Annotated in this window: 16 protein-coding genes; 8 read left to right on the plus strand and 8 right to left on the minus strand. The window is 57.0% G+C overall.

The genetic code is table 11. The annotated features are described in order from the left end of the window. The first annotated feature begins 5 nt into the window (after positions 1-5). The 4 genes from tsaD to MWR57_RS03290 are packed head-to-tail and all read left to right on the plus strand — an operon-like array spanning position 6 to position 3,613. Entirely contained in the window at positions 6-1,070 is a 1,065-nt protein-coding gene (tsaD, locus tag MWR57_RS03275; RefSeq protein ID WP_423123358.1) for a tRNA (adenosine(37)-N6)-threonylcarbamoyltransferase complex transferase subunit TsaD, read from the plus strand. After that, entirely contained in the window at positions 1,067-1,567 is a 501-nt protein-coding gene (locus tag MWR57_RS03280) for a DUF2062 domain-containing protein (protein ID WP_423123359.1), read from the plus strand. The genes tsaD and MWR57_RS03280 overlap by 4 nt, the downstream gene beginning before the upstream one ends. Positions 1,568-1,573: 6 nt before the next feature. After that, on the plus strand, positions 1,574-2,443 hold the full coding sequence (gene rsmA, locus MWR57_RS03285) for a 16S rRNA (adenine(1518)-N(6)/adenine(1519)-N(6))-dimethyltransferase RsmA (RefSeq protein WP_423123360.1): 870 nt from the start codon (positions 1,574-1,576) through the stop codon (positions 2,441-2,443). Positions 2,444-2,449: 6 nt separating this feature from the next. After that, complete coding sequence (locus tag MWR57_RS03290) at positions 2,450-3,613, plus strand: iron-containing alcohol dehydrogenase (RefSeq protein WP_423123361.1); 1,164 nt, start codon at positions 2,450-2,452, stop codon at positions 3,611-3,613. On the opposite strand, the gene MWR57_RS03295 is transcribed toward MWR57_RS03290, so the two are convergent. Next, positions 3,561-4,448, minus strand: a complete 888-nt coding sequence (locus tag MWR57_RS03295) for a DUF3108 domain-containing protein (RefSeq protein WP_423123362.1) — start codon at positions 4,446-4,448, stop codon at positions 3,561-3,563. The two genes, MWR57_RS03290 and MWR57_RS03295, sit on opposite strands and share 53 nt — an antisense overlap. Positions 4,449-4,657: 209 nt before the next feature. Between MWR57_RS03295 and MWR57_RS03300 the strand changes: the two genes are divergently transcribed. Then, positions 4,658-5,008, plus strand: a complete 351-nt coding sequence (locus tag MWR57_RS03300) for a hypothetical protein (RefSeq protein ID WP_423123363.1) — start codon at positions 4,658-4,660, stop codon at positions 5,006-5,008. 127 nt (positions 5,009-5,135) lie between these two features. Here MWR57_RS03300 and MWR57_RS03305 read toward each other — a convergent pair whose 3' ends face one another. Together MWR57_RS03305 and MWR57_RS03310 are read right to left on the minus strand one after the other, a co-directional pair. Next, entirely contained in the window at positions 5,136-5,567 is a 432-nt protein-coding gene (locus tag MWR57_RS03305; protein WP_423123364.1) for a periplasmic heavy metal sensor, read from the minus strand. Between the two features lie 29 nt (positions 5,568-5,596). Then, positions 5,597-5,935: a hypothetical protein gene (locus MWR57_RS03310; protein WP_423123365.1), complete on the minus strand. Its 339-nt coding sequence runs from the start codon at positions 5,933-5,935 to the stop codon at positions 5,597-5,599. Positions 5,936-5,962: 27 nt separating this feature from the next. Here MWR57_RS03310 and MWR57_RS03315 point away from each other — a divergent pair, with 27 nt between their 5' ends. Further along, positions 5,963-7,756, plus strand: a complete 1,794-nt coding sequence (locus MWR57_RS03315) for an ATP-binding protein (RefSeq protein ID WP_423123366.1) — start codon at positions 5,963-5,965, stop codon at positions 7,754-7,756. Between the two features lie 210 nt (positions 7,757-7,966). Here the strand turns inward: MWR57_RS03315 and murA are convergent, their stop codons facing one another. The 5 genes from murA to rho form a co-directional block, all read right to left on the minus strand. Beyond that, positions 7,967-9,223, minus strand: a complete 1,257-nt coding sequence (murA, locus tag MWR57_RS03320; protein WP_423123367.1) for a UDP-N-acetylglucosamine 1-carboxyvinyltransferase — start codon at positions 9,221-9,223, stop codon at positions 7,967-7,969. Positions 9,224-9,272: 49 nt separating this feature from the next. Further along, positions 9,273-10,130: a peptide chain release factor N(5)-glutamine methyltransferase gene (prmC, locus tag MWR57_RS03325; protein ID WP_423123368.1), complete on the minus strand. Its 858-nt coding sequence runs from the start codon at positions 10,128-10,130 to the stop codon at positions 9,273-9,275. 53 nt (positions 10,131-10,183) lie between these two features. Then, positions 10,184-11,251, minus strand: a complete 1,068-nt coding sequence (prfA, locus tag MWR57_RS03330) for a peptide chain release factor 1 (protein WP_423123369.1) — start codon at positions 11,249-11,251, stop codon at positions 10,184-10,186. A gap of 90 nt (positions 11,252-11,341) precedes the next feature. Beyond that, entirely contained in the window at positions 11,342-11,551 is a 210-nt protein-coding gene (gene rpmE, locus MWR57_RS03335; protein ID WP_423123370.1) for a 50S ribosomal protein L31, read from the minus strand. Positions 11,552-11,695: 144 nt separating this feature from the next. After that, the gene (rho, locus tag MWR57_RS03340; RefSeq protein WP_423123371.1) at positions 11,696-12,955 is read right to left on the minus strand and encodes a transcription termination factor Rho; all 1,260 of its coding nucleotides are present in this window, start codon (positions 12,953-12,955) and stop codon (positions 11,696-11,698) included. A 618-nt stretch (positions 12,956-13,573) separates the two neighbouring features. Between rho and MWR57_RS03345 the strand changes: the two genes are divergently transcribed. Together MWR57_RS03345 and MWR57_RS03350 are read left to right on the plus strand one after the other, a co-directional pair. Beyond that, a complete protein-coding gene (locus MWR57_RS03345) occupies positions 13,574-14,926 on the plus strand; it encodes a sigma-70 family RNA polymerase sigma factor (protein WP_423123372.1) in 1,353 nt (450 codons plus the stop codon). 115 nt (positions 14,927-15,041) lie between these two features. Then, the gene (locus tag MWR57_RS03350; RefSeq protein ID WP_423123373.1) at positions 15,042-17,504 is read left to right on the plus strand and encodes a DNA internalization-related competence protein ComEC/Rec2; all 2,463 of its coding nucleotides are present in this window, start codon (positions 15,042-15,044) and stop codon (positions 17,502-17,504) included. Positions 17,505-17,524 lie beyond the last annotated feature (20 nt).

The following is a 17,524-nucleotide window of genomic DNA, read 5'->3' on the forward strand; positions in this document are numbered from 1 at the left end:
CGTCCATGCTCATCCTCGGCATTGAAAGCTCCTGCGATGAAACCGCCGCGGCGGTCCTGCGCGACGGCCGCACCCTGCTGAGCAACGTCATCAACTCCCAGGTGGCCGTGCATAGCCCCTACGGCGGGGTGGTTCCCGAACTTGCCTCCCGCAAGCATCTGGAAAACATTTATCCCGTGGTGGAGGCGGCCCTCGCCCAGGCAGGCGTGGGCCTGGACGACCTTGACGGACTGGCCGTCACCCAGGGGCCGGGTCTGGTCGGCGCGCTGCTCATTGGCCTTTCCTTTGCCAAGGCCATTTCCGCGGTAAAGGGTATCCCCTATGTGGGGGTAGACCATATTGTCGGCCATCTCCTCTCCCCTTTCCTGGAACAGGACCAGCCGGAATTCCCCTATATCGCCCTGGTTGCCTCGGGAGGACATTCCAGCATCTTCCTGGTCCATGACCACACCACCATCCAACCCCTGGGCAGAACCCGTGATGATGCGGCAGGCGAAGCCTTTGACAAGGTGGGCAAGATTCTTGGCCTCGAATACCCCGGCGGGCCGGTGATCAGCCGCTTAGCCGAGCAAGGAAACCCCGCGGCGATTCCCTTTCCCCGGGCCTGGCTTGGGCAGGACAGCCTCGATTTCAGCTTCAGCGGCCTGAAAACCTCGGTGGCAAATTATGTCCACCAACACCAGCAGAAAAACGAACCGTTCCATATCCCCGACGTTTGCGCCTCTTTCCAGGAAGCCGTGGTGGAGGTCCTCTGCGAAAAGGTGCTCACGGCGGCACGGATGCACGGAATCTCCACCGTTGCCCTGGCCGGTGGCGTGGCGGCCAATGCCCGCTTGCGCGCCGTTCTCCAGGATCTCGGCGCCCAACGGGGCATCAAAATCTTCATGCCCTCCCTGGAGCTGTGCACGGACAATGCCGCAATGATCGCCCTGGCAGGATTTTATCATTTTGCCGAAAAAGCCACGACCTCGCTTGATACCGATGCCTATTCCCGCTCGCCGATCCTGCATCCCGGGCCGCTTTCCGGCGGAGATTCGCCGGCTCCGCCAACGGTCCGCGCCGCGCCATGAACCCCAACCGCGCCGCAAAATACTATTACCTGAAATTTCTCCGCTTGCAGGGAGACCCGCATTCCCTGGCCCTGGGTGTGGCCATAGGGCTCTTTGTCGGCATAACCCCGACCATCCCCCTGCACACCGCGCTCATCGTCACCCTTGCCTGGCCCCTGCGCGGAAACATCCTTGCCGCCCTGATCGCGTCCATGGCGGTCAGCAATCCCCTTACCTGGCTGCCGCAATATTATTTTTCCTGGCAGATGGGAAACTGGCTGCTTCCCGGGCGTCTTTCCTGGGACCGCATACAGGATCTGCTGGGGGTGTTCGCCTCGGACGCAAGCTTCCGGGAAAACCTTGCCCGCCTCGGACAGATGGGACTTGAAGCGGTTGCGGTCATGCTGGCCGGCGGAGTTCTGCTGGCGATCCCTTTTACCTGTGCCGGATATATTCTCGCCTTTAAATTTTTCCGCGCCCTCCGCAAAAAGAGGCGGGAAAAACACATCCTTACATGAGACCCCATGAGCAACGATCTTCCCATAAAAAAAATCCTCTCCCAGCACCAACTGGCCCCCAGCAAAAAACTGGGGCAGAATTTCCTGGTTCACCGGCAGACCGCGGAACGCATTGTCGCGCTCTCGGGCGTCACCCCGGAGGATTCTGTTCTGGAGCTTGGCGTAGGCTTGGGTTCCCTGACCCTGCCCCTGGCCGAACGGGTCAAGCAGGTCATCGGCCTGGAGCTTGATGCCGGAATCATTGCCTACCACCAGGAGCACCAGGATCTGCCCGCCAACGTCACCCTCCTCCACCAGGATCTTCTCAAGGCCGATTTCGCCGCGCTTGCGGCCCAGACCAATGGCCCGCTGAAAATCCTGGCCAACCTTCCCTACTCGATCTCCAACCTGCTTCTTTTCAAGCTCATCGAAAACCACGAATCCCTGGACCGGGCCGTGCTCATGCTGCAAAAAGAGGTGGGCCAGCGGATTACCGCCCAGGTGGGCTCCAAGGAATACGGGGTGCTCTCCGTCCTGCTCGCTGATTGCGCCTCGGTGGAAACCATCATGCAGGTGGGCCCCGGCCAGTTTCACCCACGGCCCAAGGTGGATTCGGTGGTGGTGCGGATTACCTTCCGTCCGGTCCCGCCAAGGGTGGCCCAGCTCCCCCCCCATGACCGCAAACTACTCCGGCGCATCGTCAACGCCGCCTTTGGCCAACGGCGCAAAACCCTGCGCAACTCCCTCAGCGCCGGCATGATCAACGGCTTGTCGCGGGAGCAAATGGCCACCCTGCTCAGCCAATCGGGGATCAATCCGGAAACCCGGGCGGAGCGGCTGACCCTCGAGGATTTTGTCCGCCTGACCAATGCCGTGGCCGCCTGCCCCCCGGGCTGATTTGCCATGCGAGACTTTGTTTTTCACAACCCAACCACGATCATCTTCGGCCGAAACGTCCTTGGGCAAACAGGCGGACAAGCCGCCTCCCTAGGCGCCAAAGCCTTGCTGGTCTCAGGCAGAGAGAGTCTGAAAAAAGTGGGGGTGCATCAGATTGTCCGTCACTCCCTGGATCAGGCTGGGATAGAAGTTACCGAACATGCAGGCGTACAACCAAACCCAATTCTGAGTCACGTCCAACAGGGCATTGCCCTTGCGCAAAAAAACAGGATCGAGGTCGTTGTCGCCCTGGGGGGCGGCAGCGTCATCGACAGCGCCAAGGCCATTGCCGCCGGAGCCTTGGTCGGCCACGACGTATGGGGATTTTTCAAGGGAAAAAAAAGCATCAAGAACGCCCTGCCGGTTGTCGCCGTGTCCACGGTTGCAGGCTCAGGCTCGGAAACCAACAACGGCATGGTGCTCACCAATGAAACAACCGGGCAGAAGATCGGCATCGGCAACCGGCATCTTTTCCCGAAAATCGCCATTCTGGACCCCACCGTCACCTTCAGCGTTCCGCCCTCCACAACCGCTTTCGGGGCGGTGGACGCCTTCAGCCATCTGCTCGAATTTTACCTGAACCGGGAAGAGTCCTTTGCTCCATTGCAGGACCACTACAGCGCCGGACTCATGCAAACCCTGATGCAAGCCTGCAAAACAGCCTTGACCAGCCCCTCGGATTACCAGAGCAGGGCCGAACTCCTCTGGGCAAGCAGTCTGGCCCTCAACGGCATCAGCACGGCAGGCCTGGGCCGGGTCGGCTTCCCCTTCCACCTGATCGAACACTCCCTCAGCGCCATGCACGACATCCCCCACGGCGCAGGCCTCGCGGCCATCCTGCCGGGAGCCATGGCGTATGGTGCCAGGGAAAACCCAGCCCGCCAAGCCCTTTTTGCCGTCCAGGTTTTTGGACTTGCGCCCACGGATCAGCACCTCCTTGCCCGGGAAGGGATCGGTCTTTTCCGGCAATGGCTGCAAACAATAGCCGCTCCCACCTCACTGGCCGATCTGGGTCTCTCGCACAAGGATATCCCCGCCCTGGCCGAAAATACCAGGGCGCAGGCACGGCTGTGGCGGCTCAGCGAGTATCCGCCGGAGATTGTGGAGGCAATTCTGCAGGAGTGTCTTTGACGATAAAATGTCCGGCAGGACCTGTGTATTCGAGCAGTTCCGCGGTCAGGGCGCCGATGACGATCTTCGCCTGAATTCTGGTGGGGATTCGCCAGGCATCGTCGGTGAGCCAGACCAACGGATCCCCTATCTTTTCATACAGCCCCTTGAACTTCAGATGCGGCTGGACCTTGAGGGTCTTTTTCTTTCCCAGCACGCTTTCCTGTTCTTCCTTTCCTTCCACCGTAACGACCACCTCATGCCGCTTTTTATCGGCAAAGGTGGGGACGATCATCGGGGAATCCCCGGCAAACGACAACGCCCGCATGAAGAAAAATGAAGAAAACTCGTTATGCATCGGGCCATCGAGCTGGTAGACATCAGCCGGCTCGTCATTTTTACGGTAGGACACCCGAAAATTTTCCTGATCATAGAGGGTAAGCTTGCTGTTAACCCGACGCCCCTCCTTCTGCTGCATTTCATGGCGGCGGGGCAACCGCATCCGCCCCTGCACGATGGTGCGGAACGTATCCTCCACCGGGTAGAACACCTCGAGCAGCCCTGCACTCCTGGCGGTAAGATCAAGGGAAAACATCTCCTGCCTGTCCGCGACCTTGTTGACCCGCATGACCAGTTCCCCCGCCGTAATGCCAAGCCAACTGACCGTATAGCGCAGTGTCTCCCCTCCGGCATAGGCGGTTTGCAGCAACGCCTCGTCTGGGCCGGTACCGGGATGTGCCCCGGTTGCACGGGGGGAGGAAGGACGCACGACAAGAAAACCATCGGCATCGATAAATGCCTCGCCCCAGGCAAGGAGAGGCACAAGCAGGAAACAGAGCAGAGAGACAAGGAGCATACCTCCCCGGAAATTGGAGATATTTTTCAGAGTCACTCTATGCACGAGAGCCCCGCCTAAAAAAGAGTACCACCGCGTGATTGGCTTCTTCATTTTTTTGCTGTTTTCACCTAACTTTTTTATGGTACATAGTTACGATACCATCGTCGCCTCGGCAAGCCAACAACGCAGATGCACGCCTCATCGAAAAAAAACAACGAGAAGCACCCATGTCCGCCACCACTATGAAACAGTATGGCCAATTTACCGCCATCATGCACAGAGAATACGAACGCGCGGTGAAAAAAATACGGGAAGAATTATCACAGGGCCGGACATATGACCATGCCTGTGACACCCTCAACGACATCAGCCCGGAGATACGGACTTTCGTCAAGGAAGATTTTCTCAAAATCATCATCGCGGAAGAACATTTCGGAGCGGGGATCGACATCTCCGACATCGCCATGTTCCTTGAGCTGCCGTACGAAAAAGTTCAATCAGCCAGGCAGACCCTCCTCAACGACATGGCGCGGGAAACCGAATGCAGTTTGCACCTCCAGGGGAAAAAAATCAACTGACACCCCGCCGGGCACGCCCCCCTCTCGGCCAAGCCGCAGGGGGGTAAGACTCCGAAAGGCGGACAAAAAAATAGGCGGGCTTCACTCTTGAAGCCCGCCCGGAATCAGGAAAACCGCTCAGCGCATGTTACCAACGGCTGGAGCGATGATGCGGGCCGGAGCCCATCCCCATGCCAGGACCGTCACAAAAACCAGGGCCGAACCCGGCCTGGGCAATGCCTGCTTCCTGGGCCTTCTTGTGCATCAGGGTACGGAGGTCGAACAACTCCTCGGAGAGCTTGGCCGCTTTTTTCTCATCCGGCTTTTCTCCGCTCATAACCGCTCTCAACTCCGTTTTCTTGGAAACCATCTTTTTACGCAGGTCAGTATTCTCGTTAAAGAATTTTTCCCTGGCCTTCATGGTCTCTTCGCTCACCTGCCCCTGGCCTTGCCCCATGCCCATCATTGCGTAGCCGTGCCCCATGCCAGGACCGCCTCCCCAAGATTGCGCCTCGGCAACCTGATAACCGGCCAGGCCAATCGTAGCTATTGCGGCAACTGCGAGTAATGTCTTTTTCATCGTCTACCTCCTGAATATGTGGTGGTGAATTAAATGGGTTGCAATGGTTTCTCTCTGCGCCCTGTTAATACAACAACCATGCCATAAGCAAAATAAACAACGCAACATCTTGTAATTAAAGGTTTTTCAATAAAATTGAAAACCGCACCCCCCACGGAATCACAACAAAAGGATGCGGGCTGGATATTTTTTATCCATACCCGGACGACGGGCTGGCTATTTTTTACCCAACCTGGAATTTTCTGGGCAACAACAAGACGCCCGGATGCTGTCCAGGCCTCATTTTCATTACCGGAGCAAACGAGGAACAACAATTGCTTGTGTCTTGGAATCGTGGTTTTATGAAAACGGCCAGACTCTCCATGCAAAAAATGATTTCCCCAGGATAAGGCGTCATGAAAAAAGAAACAAAAATCATCACCTCTCCCTTTGCCTATGCCTCTCCCTGGATTCTCGCCACGGCCATAGGCATGCTCATTGCCATTGTTTTTTTCTTTGCAGTCAACAATCTGCAGCGGGAAAAACGGATCATGACCGATAGTCTTTTCAACAAGGGGCAGGCGATCATCCGTTTTGTCGGCGCAGGGACCAGGGCCTCAATGATGATGGGCACCGCCAATAACCAGCAATTCCAGCATCTTATCGAACAGGTCGCGGGTGAATCAACTCTTCTCTATATCGTGGTGGCCGACAACACGGGGACAATCGTGGCACACAGCACCCCTTCCCTGACGGGCGGCACGCTTGACCATCCCCTGCTTTCCGACCCGAATCTTTCCCCTTTTGGCAAACACCGGATCATCAACGACCCGAAAACCAAACACAAGGTGTTTGAGGTTGTGGCGCCATTCAAACCGTTCATGCGCGGCCGCGGCCATTTTTTCAGACAACGCATGCAGGCCATGGAGCAGCCGGAAAAACAGGACAACCCTGCCGGAGAAAATGCGCCTTGCCGACCTTTCCCCGCCAATAATGTTTGGCAGCCGGAAAACAATCTCTTCATTATCGTCGGCCTGGACATGACGGAACAGGATGCGATCATCCAGCAGGACCGGCGCCACATGCTGTACATGTCCATCGCCATGCTGCTGGTGGCGATTGGCGGCTGGATTGCCTTGCTCACCGCGCAGAGTTATCGATCCTCGCAAAAAACCCTTATCAATATGCGGGCCTTCACGGATTTGCTCATCTCCCGTCTGCCCGTGGGCATCATCGCAACCAATGCCGAAGGACATATCCAGACCTTCAACAGCACCGCGGCGGAGTTTACCGGGAAACCCCCGGAACAGATCATTGGTCATCTCCAGACAGCAGTCCTGCCGCAGATCCGGCAACTCATCCCCCCGCCAGGCCAGGAAGGAGAAATCATCGACCAAGAGATCTTCCTGCCGCCGGATTCGCCAACCCCCAAGCACCTGCGCGTCAGCTCCGTGCCCATAACCGATGAGCAAGCCAACACCATCGGCAGGGTTGTGCTCATGTACGATCTTACGGAGACGAAAAAGCTCGAGGCCCAGGTCCGGCGGCATGACCGCCTTGTCGCCCTGGGCAAAATGGCCGCAGGCGTCGCCCATGAGGTACGAAACCCCCTGAGCTCCATCAAAGGGTTCGCCACCCTGCTTGGCTCCCGTTTCCCCGAAGAAAGCGAGGAGGGAGAGGCGTCCAGGCTGTTGGTCAACGAGGTGGAGCGGCTCAACCGCAGCATCACCGAACTGCTCACCTATGCAAGGCCACTTCCCTTGGCCATCGCCGAGATTGAAATCGAGCCGTTTATCGAGGCATCCCTCAAGCTCATCCAGAGTGACGCCAAGGAACTGGGCGTTGCCGTGCGCCATGAGATCTCCCTGACGCGAAAGCTGGTGCGCCTTGACAAAGACCGCCTCAATCAGGTTCTGCTGAACCTCTATCTCAACAGCTTGCAGGCCATGGAACACGGCGGGGAATTACAGGTGTCGGTGCAGGAGGGCAACCGGCCAGGCACCGTGGAAATACAGGTGCGGGACACGGGCTGCGGCATCGCGGAAGATACCCTGGAACGGGTCATGGACCCGTATTTTACGACCAAACCGGAAGGCACCGGCCTGGGACTGGCCATGGTTTATAAAATCATTGACGAACACGGGGGCACGATCAAAATAGCAAGCAAGGAAGGGCAAGGCACCACGGTGAACATTGTCCTGCCGGGGTAAGCGGTGTTAGCAGAAAAGAAGCATGGCTCGATCTCTGAAATGTAAACGCGCAGCAGCGCCGCTTCGCTGCTGCCGCAGATGCGCGTGTCAATTGTCGGCAGCAGTGCCGACCAAGAGGCCCGCGACCTGTGCTATTGCACATGAGCTGGCCGATGACAGCTAAGCGAGCGTAGCGAGACTGCGAAGCAGATGCGGTGCTGCTCTGCACGTTTACTCTTTTTCGCGCCTGATCCGTGCCCCGGCCTGGGTGAGTTTGCCGACCAGGTCGTCATATCCCCGGTCCAGATGATACACCCGGGAGATATGGGTTTCCCCTTCGGCGGCAAGGGCCGCGATCACCAACGAGGCGCTGGCCCGCAGATCCGTGGCCATCACCGGCGCGCCGCTCAACCGGCCGGTGCCGGTGACGATGGCGCTGTGCCCGTCCACCTTGATGTCCGCCCCCATACGGTGCAGTTCAGCCACATGCATGAAACGGTTCTCGAAGATGGTCTCGGCGATCACGCTTAAGCCCTCGCTCAAGGTCATCAGGGCCATGATCTGGGCCTGCAGATCCGTGGGGAATCCCGGATAAGGCATGGTTTTGATGTCCACGCTCTGGAGTGGCCCCTTGCGGGTAACATGGATGCGGTCCCGACCCTCTTCGATGGAGAGCCCGGCGGCCCGTAATTTTTCCAGCAGAGCGGGCAGATGCTGCGGGTTGCACTGGGTCACCGTGGCCTCACCACCGACCGCGCCAACGGCAATGAGGTAGGTCCCCGCCTCGATCCGATCCGGGATGACTTCTTGTTCGGCCCCGTGCAGCTTCTTGACCCCCTCAACCACCAGGGTGTCCGAATCCTTGCCCTTGATCCGTGCCCCCATGGCGACAAGCAGATCAACAAGATTGCCGATTTCCGGCTCCCGGGCTGCATTCTTGATCACGGTGACGCCCTCGGCCAGGGTCGCGGCCATGAGGATATTCTCGGTGCCGGTGACGGAAGGGATATCGAAACAGACGGTGCCTCCCTGCAGCCTTCCCCCGACCTTGGCATCAACATAGCCCTGGGTCAATTCGTATGTGGAGCCGAGTTTCTCCAGCCCCTGGAGATGGAAATTGATGGGCCGGGCGCCGATGGCGCAGCCTCCGGGCAAGGAAACCCGGGCCATGCCGTGCCGGGCCAGCAAAGGCCCCAGAACCAGCACCGAGGCCCGCATGGTCTTCACCATCTCGTAGGAAGCCTCGCAATTGGTGATCGTCGAGGCATCAAGAACCAGCACCGTGCCGTCTTTCTGCCACCTGACCCCGAAAGATTCCAGCAGGGTGAGAAAGGTCCTAGTATCCCGAAGATCCGGCATGTTACGCAAGATGATCGGCTCCGCACTCAACAGGCAGGCGGCCATCAGCGGCAGGGCGGCATTTTTAGCGCCGCTCACCGCAATTTCACCGTGCAGGGGATATCCACCTTCGATAACTATCTTGTCCATGACAATTCTCACTTAATAAAAAAATAACAACACGGGGCAACGGTACAATTCAGCGACGACGGGCCTGGAAAATACGCGGCAAACCAGCCAGATCAAAATGGACCTGCACCCTATCATATTCGGGAAAGGAAGAAAAGATTTTCAACACCGCCTCCTGCTGATCCGCCCCGATCTCCATGCAAAACAGGCCGCCGCTCAGCATGACCGGGTGAACCTGTGCTGCCAAAGCGCGGATATCGGCAAGACCGTCAACCCCGGCGAATAAGGCCCCATGGGGCTCAAAATCCCGTACCTCCGGCTGGAGTCCGTCCTTGACGGTGGTTGCGATGTAAGGCGGATTGGAGACAACCAGGGCAAACCTTCTCTCCTGCCCCATGGCCGTCAACCAGTTGCCATTGAGTAAAAAAACCCTCGACTGGACCTGATGGAACCCGATATTTTCCCTGGCAACCCCAAGGGCCTCCCAGGAGAGATCCACCCCAAACACCTGACGATCCGCAAGCTCGCGAGCCAGGACAACGGTGATCGCTCCACTCCCGACGCCCAGGTCCAGGACCGGACCAGGCGGCAGGCCGTCCTGCCGCACCGCGGCAAAAATCTTTTCGAGAAGCTCCTCGGTTTCGGGCCGGGGGATGAGGACCTTGGGGGAAACCTTGAAAGGCAGCGACCAGAACTCCTGCTCGCCGGTGATGTAAGCCAATGGTTCCCGAAGGAGACGCCGGGAAAGGAGGGCCTGAAAATGTGAAAGCTGCGGCGGCGGGATTTCCTGCTCCATGGCAAGAAAAAATTGGCTGCGGGAAAAGCCCAGAACATGGCCGAGCAAAAGCGCTGCCTCGATTTCCGGTTCGGCAACGGACGCCTGGGCAAGACGCTGGACACTCTCCCGATATACCTCTTTGAGAATCATGACGAGTCTTCCGGGTTCGGGGAAAAACGGCACGCCGCGTTCATGGACCCGCGTTATTGCATAATCTGCAAGGCTTCTGTCTGAAAATGAACCGTGAGCGGATCGATGATATCGTCAAGTTTTCCCATCAGGATATCGTCGAGCTGGTACAGGGTGAGATTGATCCGATGATCGCTGACCCTGCCCTGCGGGAAATTATAGGTGCGGATGCGTTCGCTCCGGTCGCCGCTGCCCACCTGGCTCTTGCGGTCCGCGGACATTTTTTCGTCCTGCTCGCGCTGCATCTTGTCGAGCAGCCGGGCGCGAAGAACCTGCAAGGCCTTGGCCTTGTTCTTGTGCTGGGATTTTTCATCCTGACAGGTCACCACCAGCCCGGTGGGCAGATGGGTAACCCGGACCGCGGAATCGGTGGTATTGACGCTCTGTCCGCCGGAACCGGTGGAACGGTAGACATCGAACCGCAGGTCGTTGGGGCTGATATCAAGCTCAACCTCTTCCGCCTCGGGCATTACCGCCACGGTAACTGCGGAGGTATGAATGCGACCCTGGGTTTCGGTCTCGGGAACGCGCTGCACGCGATGGGCCCCGGACTCATATTTTAATTTGCTGTAGACGTGGTCGCCGCTGATCAGGGCGATAATTTCCTTGAACCCCCCGATCCCGGTGGGATTGCTGGTCATTACCTCAACCTTCCACCCCTGTTGCTCGGCGTATCGGCTGTACATCCGGAACAGGTCACTGACAAACAGGGCGGCCTCATCCCCGCCGGTGCCAGCCCGGATCTCAAGAAGGGTATTTTTATCATCGTTGGGGTCCTTGGGGAGCAAGGCAACCCGCAGGTCCTTGATCAACTCCTCCTGACGGATTTCAAGCTCGGCAAGGTCAGCCCGGACAAGGTCCTTGAGTTCGCTGTCCTCTTCATCCTGAAGCAAAAGACGATTGTCGGCGATTTCCCGGTTGACCTTCTTGTAGTTGTTGTACAGCTCATCAAGCTTTGCCAGGTGGGCATGTTCCTTGGCCACCCGGCGAAATTCGGCTTGATCATTTGCCAACTGCGGCTCTGAAAGTCTGGCCTCAAGAGCGAGCTTGCGTTCTGCAACATTTTCAAGTTGGGCAAACATGGGCATCTCGTCAAAAAAGGAACGCCCCTGAGCCATATCCCCTAACAGGAATGGTCCAAAGGCGTTAGCAACACAAAAAAAACGTGTTTGTTACTTGGCTGTCAGCTTGCCGTACTTTTTATTGAACTTGTCAATCCGGCCGGCGGAGTCGATCAGTTTCTGCTTACCGGTGAAAAACGGATGGCAGGCGGAACAGATTTCCACTTTTATTTCAGGAAGAATTGAACCAAGCTCAACGGCATTGCCACACGCACAGACGGCATTGATTTTATGATATTCGGGATGCACACCTTCTTTCATGGACAGAAACCTCCGGTAAATTAGCAAAATATCCAATACACACAGCCCAGCCGGGGGACATTTTCCGGCAAAACCTGCAAAAAACAGTGGATTATATCGTTATATTATTTTTTTTGCAAGCCAGGAATTACGGATTGAAGAAAATCAACCGCCCTTCATGGAATCAAAAAATTCGGCATTGGAACGGGTTCCCTTCATCTTATTGATGAAAAACTCCATGGCATCGATGGGATTCATGGAGCCGAGGAGTTTGCGCAAGATCCAGACCTTGTTCAATTCTTCCGCCGTGAGCAACAGCTCTTCCTTGCGGGTTCCGGATTTGGCCATGTCGATGGCGGGAAAGATTCTCCGGTCCGCGATCTTGCGGTCGAGCACCAGCTCCATATTACCGGTTCCCTTGAACTCCTCGAAGATAACCTCATCCATCCGGCTGCCGGTCTCGATCAAGGCGGAAGCAAGGATGGTCAAGCTGCCGCCTTCCTCGATGTTGCGCGCCGCGCCAAAAAAACGCTTCGGCCGATGCAGGGCGTTGGAATCAACACCGCCGGAAAGAATCTTGCCGCTGGGCGGCACCACTGTATTGTACGCCCTGGCCAAACGGGTAATGCTGTCCAGCAGGATCACCACGTCCTTTTTGTGCTCCACAAGCCTGCGGGCCTTATCGAGCACCATCTCGGCCACCTGGATATGACGCTGGGGCGGCTCGTCGAAGGTGGAACTGATCACCTCGGCATTGACGCCCCTGGCCATGTCGGTGACTTCTTCGGGCCGCTCATCGATCAACAAAACGATGAGAATGATCTCTTTATGATTCCTGGTAATGCTGTTGGCGATATCCTTGATCAACACCGTCTTACCGGTTCGGGGCGGAGCAACGATCAGACCGCGCTGGCCCTTGCCGATGGGGGACATGATATCCATGATCCGCATGGAATAATTGTCCGGCTCCCGCTCAAGGTGAATACGTTCTTGGGGATGCAACGGCGTAAGGTTGGAGAACAGGGTTTTATCCCGGGCCTTTTCCGGCGGATCATAATTGACGCTGTCAACCTTGAGCAGGGCAAAGTAGCGCTCCCCTTCCTTGGGGGTGCGCACCGGCCCCTCAATGGTGTCGCCGGTGCGGAGATTGAGCCGCCGGATCTGGGAAGGCGAAACATAGATGTCGTCGGGGCCTGGTAGATAATTGTAATATGGCGCCCGCAGAAAACCGAAGCCGTCCGGCAGCACTTCAAGTACTCCGCTGCCCCAGTTCTCGCCGTTTTTCTCTGCTTGCCCACCGGCTGCCTGCAGGATGGCAAAGATCAGCTCCTGCTTACGCATGGCGCTGTATTCTTCGATGCGGTAATCCTTGGCGAGCTTGGTCAGCTCGGTAATCTTCATTAATTTAAGTTCATATAAGTTCATGCAATCCTTTTCTCCATCTCACGGACACTCGCTCGCTATAGTATGGTTATAATCATTGCCTTGCTTGAACCGCGACCAGCCATGGCAAGAGTGAAAAATTCAGACCGTAGCGCGACAAAAACGCTGCGCGGATATCCGTGCCCGGCTCCATCACAACACCCAAAGTCTGAAATGAAAAATTTTGAAATATTTCCGCAGGACCACGAAGAAACCAGAGAACACCACCACAAAAAACTGAAGCAGTACTGGTTATTTTCGACAATGCGAAAATTTTACAGAGAGCACGATATGAAATTGAACAGGTTGTTTTTCGAGAATTGGGCTAGAGGGCTGAATATGTATTCTCGGATTATCTTGGCCTTAAAAACACAAAGGAAGGATATGTGCATGACTTTTTCGTATGCGATGCGGAATAGTATTGACTAATCGGCCCAGTGTCAACATTTTTTTCGCAAATCACGGAACTCCGCAAAAAAAATTATTAATCATTTTTTACTCACTTTTCCTTGCCATCATCTGATACTATTTGTATATTGTCGAGTTTTCTACCCCTGTAAAACAACACCCTGTATTTGCATGCAACAGAAAGAAAACTTTGAAACCAGGAGAGGTTAGCCCGTGCCTGCCGATATAAAAGCAAGACTCCTCGAAGCCGGAAAAGATGAAGGATGCGTAACCCTCTCCTTCCTGAACGACCTGATTCCGGAAGGCAAGGACGCTGAAGCCATCGACGGTATTTTCGATTTTCTCAACGAGAACAATATCGAAATAGTCAGCCAGGAAAAATCCGGCAAGAAGAAAACCCTCGACGGCAAAAGCTGGGAGGGCAGCGGGGATGGCCAGCTTGAAGACGTCCCCCTTGACGATGACGACGATAAACTCATGGACGCCGCCGCCCTTGTCTCCAAGGAGGATAGTCCGGAGCCGGAAGAAACCACCACCACCTACCTCCGGGAAATGGGCAAGTTCGAGCTGCTCACCCCGCAGGAAGAAGAAAAATACAGCAAAAGTATCCGCGAGGGATTTGACGGGATTATCCGCTCGGTTCGCCAGGACCAGCATGGAACCGAGGAACTGCGCCAACTGGTTGAGCGCATTGACCTGTGGGAAAAACGCGACCCGACCCTAAAGCCAAAAAAACAGCACCTCAATTTCATGATGCGCGCCATTGCCAAGGCGTGCGAGATGCATCCGCGCAACAAAAAGCTTCAAGAGATGCAGTGCAAGCTGGAGATGTTCCACCGCTCCATCGAAGTTGCCAAGGATGCCATGATCAAGGCCAATCTCCGCCTGGTGGTCAGCATCGCCAAACGCTACATGCACCAGGGCCTCACCCTGGCCGACCTTATCCAGGAAGGCAACCTCGGCCTGATGCGGGCTGTTTTCCGCTTCGATTACACCAAGGGCAATAAATTCAGCACCTACGCCAGTTGGTGGATCAGGCAGGCGATCACCAGGGCCATCCTGGACAAGACCAGAACCATCCGGCTGCCGGTGCATTTCCTGGAACTTCGCAGTCAGTTCTTCAAGGCGTTTTATTCGCTCCTCAAGGAACTGGGCCGCGAACCCACCCCCATTGAGATTTCCGAAAAAACCGGGCTGCCGATGGACAAGATCCTCGCCATCCTGGAGGCCTCCAGGGAGCCGATCTCCCTGGAAACCCCGGTGGGCGACGACGACTCCACCCTGGGAGACTTCCTGGAAAACCAGGAATCGGTTTCGCCCTACGAGGCGGTGCAGAACCAGCAGCTTTCCGACCGGGTTACCAGCATCCTCAACACCCTGAGCACCCGGGAAGAAAAGATCATCCGGCTGCGCTTCGGCATTGGCGAGGATGCGGAATACACCCTGGAAGAGATCGGCAAACGGTTCAACGTCTCGCGGGAACGCATCCGGCAGATCGAGAAAAAAGCGCTTAATCGGTTGCGGCATTCCAGCAGGCGGGAGAAGCTCAAGCATTTTCTCGACTGAACGCGCCTGTTTCGTTTTTCCTTTCGCACCGCCGCGCATGCAGCACCATGCCGGATAATGCGATCAGCCGCCGTTTGCTGATCCTTTCCCAGCCGTAAGTCCGCAGACAAAACACATGCTGCCAGAGACAGACCGCAACCCGCTTCTTCCGCCACTCCTGGCCTTTGCCGCCGGCGCAATGGCTGCGGTGGCCGGCTGGTTGCCGTCCTCCCTCCCTCTGTGGCTGGCTGCTGCCCTGATTGCCGTTTCGGCTGTTCTCATTCTGCTTTGCCGGACTCGGGCACGAGCGGGCTTACTCCCCCTGCTGCTTATCCTGTTCTCCCTCTGCGGCCTGCTGTATACAGGGTCGTTTCTGGCGCCTCCGCTGCCACCCCATCATCTCGCCCGCCTCGTCCCGGAAAAGCAGGATGTCAGCCTGACCGGCACATTGATCCGAAAACCGGTGTTCAAGAATGGCAAAACCCAACTCATTCTTGAAACGGACAGCATCCTCCTCCCTTCAGCCCAAGCTCCTCGCGCCACAGCAGGTCGCGTCATGCTCACGGTCAACGCCCCCCTGCTCAAGGGGTTCGTTCCTGGCCGCGACTATCTGGTGCGCACCCGGCTTTCCCTGCCGGACAAGCCGGCAACCCCTGGGGTCTTTGACTACGCAGAATATTTGGCCGCCGAGAAAATCCTGGTCAAGGGCTGGGTTGCCACCCCCCTTTTCATCCAGCCCATTTCCCCTCCTGCCGCGGGCAGCCTTCCTTCGCCGAGGTATTTTCTTGAAGGATTCCGGCACCAGTTCGAGGCCTTTCTCCACGCACATCTTGCCCCGGACAACGCCGCGCTGTACCAGGCCCTCCTCCTGGGCGACCGCAGCGCCATTTCGCCGGAAATCACGGAAAACTACCAGGCTGCCGGCATCATGCACCTTCTGGCCATCTCCGGGAGCCATCTCGTTGTCGTGGCTTTTTTGACCACGATCTTCTTTCGTTTTCTGGTCAATCGCTCCCCCAGACTGTTACTCCGGCTGCCCGCGGCCAAAATTTCCCTGATTCTCTCGTTCCCCGCCCTTTTTCTCTACGCCGGCCTTGCCGGCTTTCAACCGCCGGTCATGCGGGCCTTGCTCATGACCGGTGTCTTCATGGTCGCCCTTCTTCTCGACCGCCAATGGTCCAGCCTGAACAATCTCGCCATTGCCGCTTTCTGCATCCTCCTGTTCAACCCCCTCAGCATCCACACCGCCTCCTTCCAGCTCTCCTTTGCCGCCACTGCGGCAATAATCCTCGTCATGCCGCGGATCGCTGCCTGGCGTCCCCAAAAAGGCAACCGGACTCCCTGGCAGAGGTTGCGACACTTCCTCCTCTCCGGACTTTTCATTTCAGGCGCCGCCTTTCTTGCCACCGCTCCGCTCGCCCTGCTCCATTTCAACCGGATTTCCCTGACCGGCCCCATTACCACCCTGCTGGTCACGCCTTTTCTGTGCTTCTGGACCCTGCCTTTGGGGCTGCTGGCCATTCTCACCCAATCCTTCGTCCCTGCCATCGCACTCTTTTTTTTACAAACCGGCGCGCTCGGCATCCACGTTTCCCACGTGCTGACCGGTTTTCTCGCCGGACTGCCGTTTTCCTCTTTCTGGCTCCCCACCCCGACCATCCCGCTGCTAATTCTTTCCTACGCGCTGCTTTTTCTGATCTTCCGCCACAGGCGAACGCTTCCCCTTCTGGCCATGCTTGCCTGTTTCGCCCTACTGCTTTCCGGCTACGCCCGGTTGCCGAATGCGCACGACAACTGGATGGAGGTCTCTTTTTTGGCCGTGGGAAACGGCAGCGCCACGGTCGTGCAGCAAGCAGACCGCCAGGTCATCCTCATCGACGGAGGCGGACCTCCCACCGGGATCTTCAATGTTGGAGAGCGGGTGATCGCGCCATTTCTCTGGCACCAACAGATCAGGCGGGTGGACCAAATCATCCTCACCCATGCCCATGCCGACCATTTTAACGGCCTGCCCTGGATCATAAAACGGTTTCAGCCCAAGATTCTCTGGCTCAGCGAAACCAGCGGCCAGGAACCGGGCTTTGCCGCGCTTCTGCTTGGGGCGAAAGAGGCTGGTTGTCAGGTGCGGATTGCCAAGGGTGGGGAAGTACTTGTCGGCGGGAACACCCAGCTTGCCATCACCTGCCTGGCCAATCTGGCTCTGAGCGGAAACACGGAACCGATCGCGGGCAACCCCAACAACAGGGGCCTGGTCCTGCGGTTGGACCACGGTGAAAACGCCTTTCTTTTTCCTGGGGACATAGAAAAGGACTACGAGGAACACATCCTGCAAAAGAGCAGCCAACTCACGGCCGAGGTTCTCCTCCTGCCCCATCATGGCCTGGGATCGTCGGGCAGCCCCCGGTTCGTGCAGGCCGTAGGGCCGCGCTACTCCGTGGTGTCAACGGGCAAGAAAGAGCCGTTTCCCCCGGTGCAATATCAGGACTCCGGAGGACATCTCTTTTCAACGGCCCGCCATGGCGCCATCTCTTTTCTCTCCGACGGGAAAAAGCTCACGGCCACCCCCTATCGGACCGCAAACGATCCGCCCCGCCCGTGAAGGCCTGAACAGGAGCGATG

The organism is Hydrosulfovibrio ferrireducens (assembly GCF_046883345.1).
Lineage (GTDB): Bacteria > Desulfobacterota > Desulfobulbia > Desulfobulbales > Desulfurivibrionaceae > Thiovibrio > Thiovibrio ferrireducens.

Bases quoted from the DNA above. Each gene is read 5' to 3' on its own strand.
- MWR57_RS03300 (WP_423123363.1), top strand. From the start codon at position 4,658: ATGTCCGCCACCACTATGAAACAGTATGGCCAATTTACCGCCATCATG.
- murA (WP_423123367.1), bottom strand. From the start codon at position 9,223: ATGGACAAGATAGTTATCGAAGGTGGATATCCCCTGCACGGTGAAATT.
- rpmE (WP_423123370.1), bottom strand. From the start codon at position 11,551: ATGAAAGAAGGTGTGCATCCCGAATATCATAAAATCAATGCCGTCTGT.
- prfA (WP_423123369.1), bottom strand. From the start codon at position 11,251: ATGTTTGCCCAACTTGAAAATGTTGCAGAACGCAAGCTCGCTCTTGAG.
- MWR57_RS03315 (WP_423123366.1), top strand. From the start codon at position 5,963: ATGAAAAAAGAAACAAAAATCATCACCTCTCCCTTTGCCTATGCCTCT.
- MWR57_RS03295 (WP_423123362.1), bottom strand. From the start codon at position 4,448: ATGCTCCTTGTCTCTCTGCTCTGTTTCCTGCTTGTGCCTCTCCTTGCC.
- tsaD (WP_423123358.1), top strand. From the start codon at position 6: ATGCTCATCCTCGGCATTGAAAGCTCCTGCGATGAAACCGCCGCGGCG.
- MWR57_RS03305 (WP_423123364.1), bottom strand. From the start codon at position 5,567: ATGAAAAAGACATTACTCGCAGTTGCCGCAATAGCTACGATTGGCCTG.
- MWR57_RS03290 (WP_423123361.1), top strand. From the start codon at position 2,450: ATGCGAGACTTTGTTTTTCACAACCCAACCACGATCATCTTCGGCCGA.
- MWR57_RS03280 (WP_423123359.1), top strand. From the start codon at position 1,067: ATGAACCCCAACCGCGCCGCAAAATACTATTACCTGAAATTTCTCCGC.
- prmC (WP_423123368.1), bottom strand. From the start codon at position 10,130: ATGATTCTCAAAGAGGTATATCGGGAGAGTGTCCAGCGTCTTGCCCAG.
- rsmA (WP_423123360.1), top strand. From the start codon at position 1,574: ATGAGCAACGATCTTCCCATAAAAAAAATCCTCTCCCAGCACCAACTG.
- rho (WP_423123371.1), bottom strand. From the start codon at position 12,955: ATGAACTTATATGAACTTAAATTAATGAAGATTACCGAGCTGACCAAG.
- MWR57_RS03350 (WP_423123373.1), top strand. From the start codon at position 15,042: ATGCTGCCAGAGACAGACCGCAACCCGCTTCTTCCGCCACTCCTGGCC.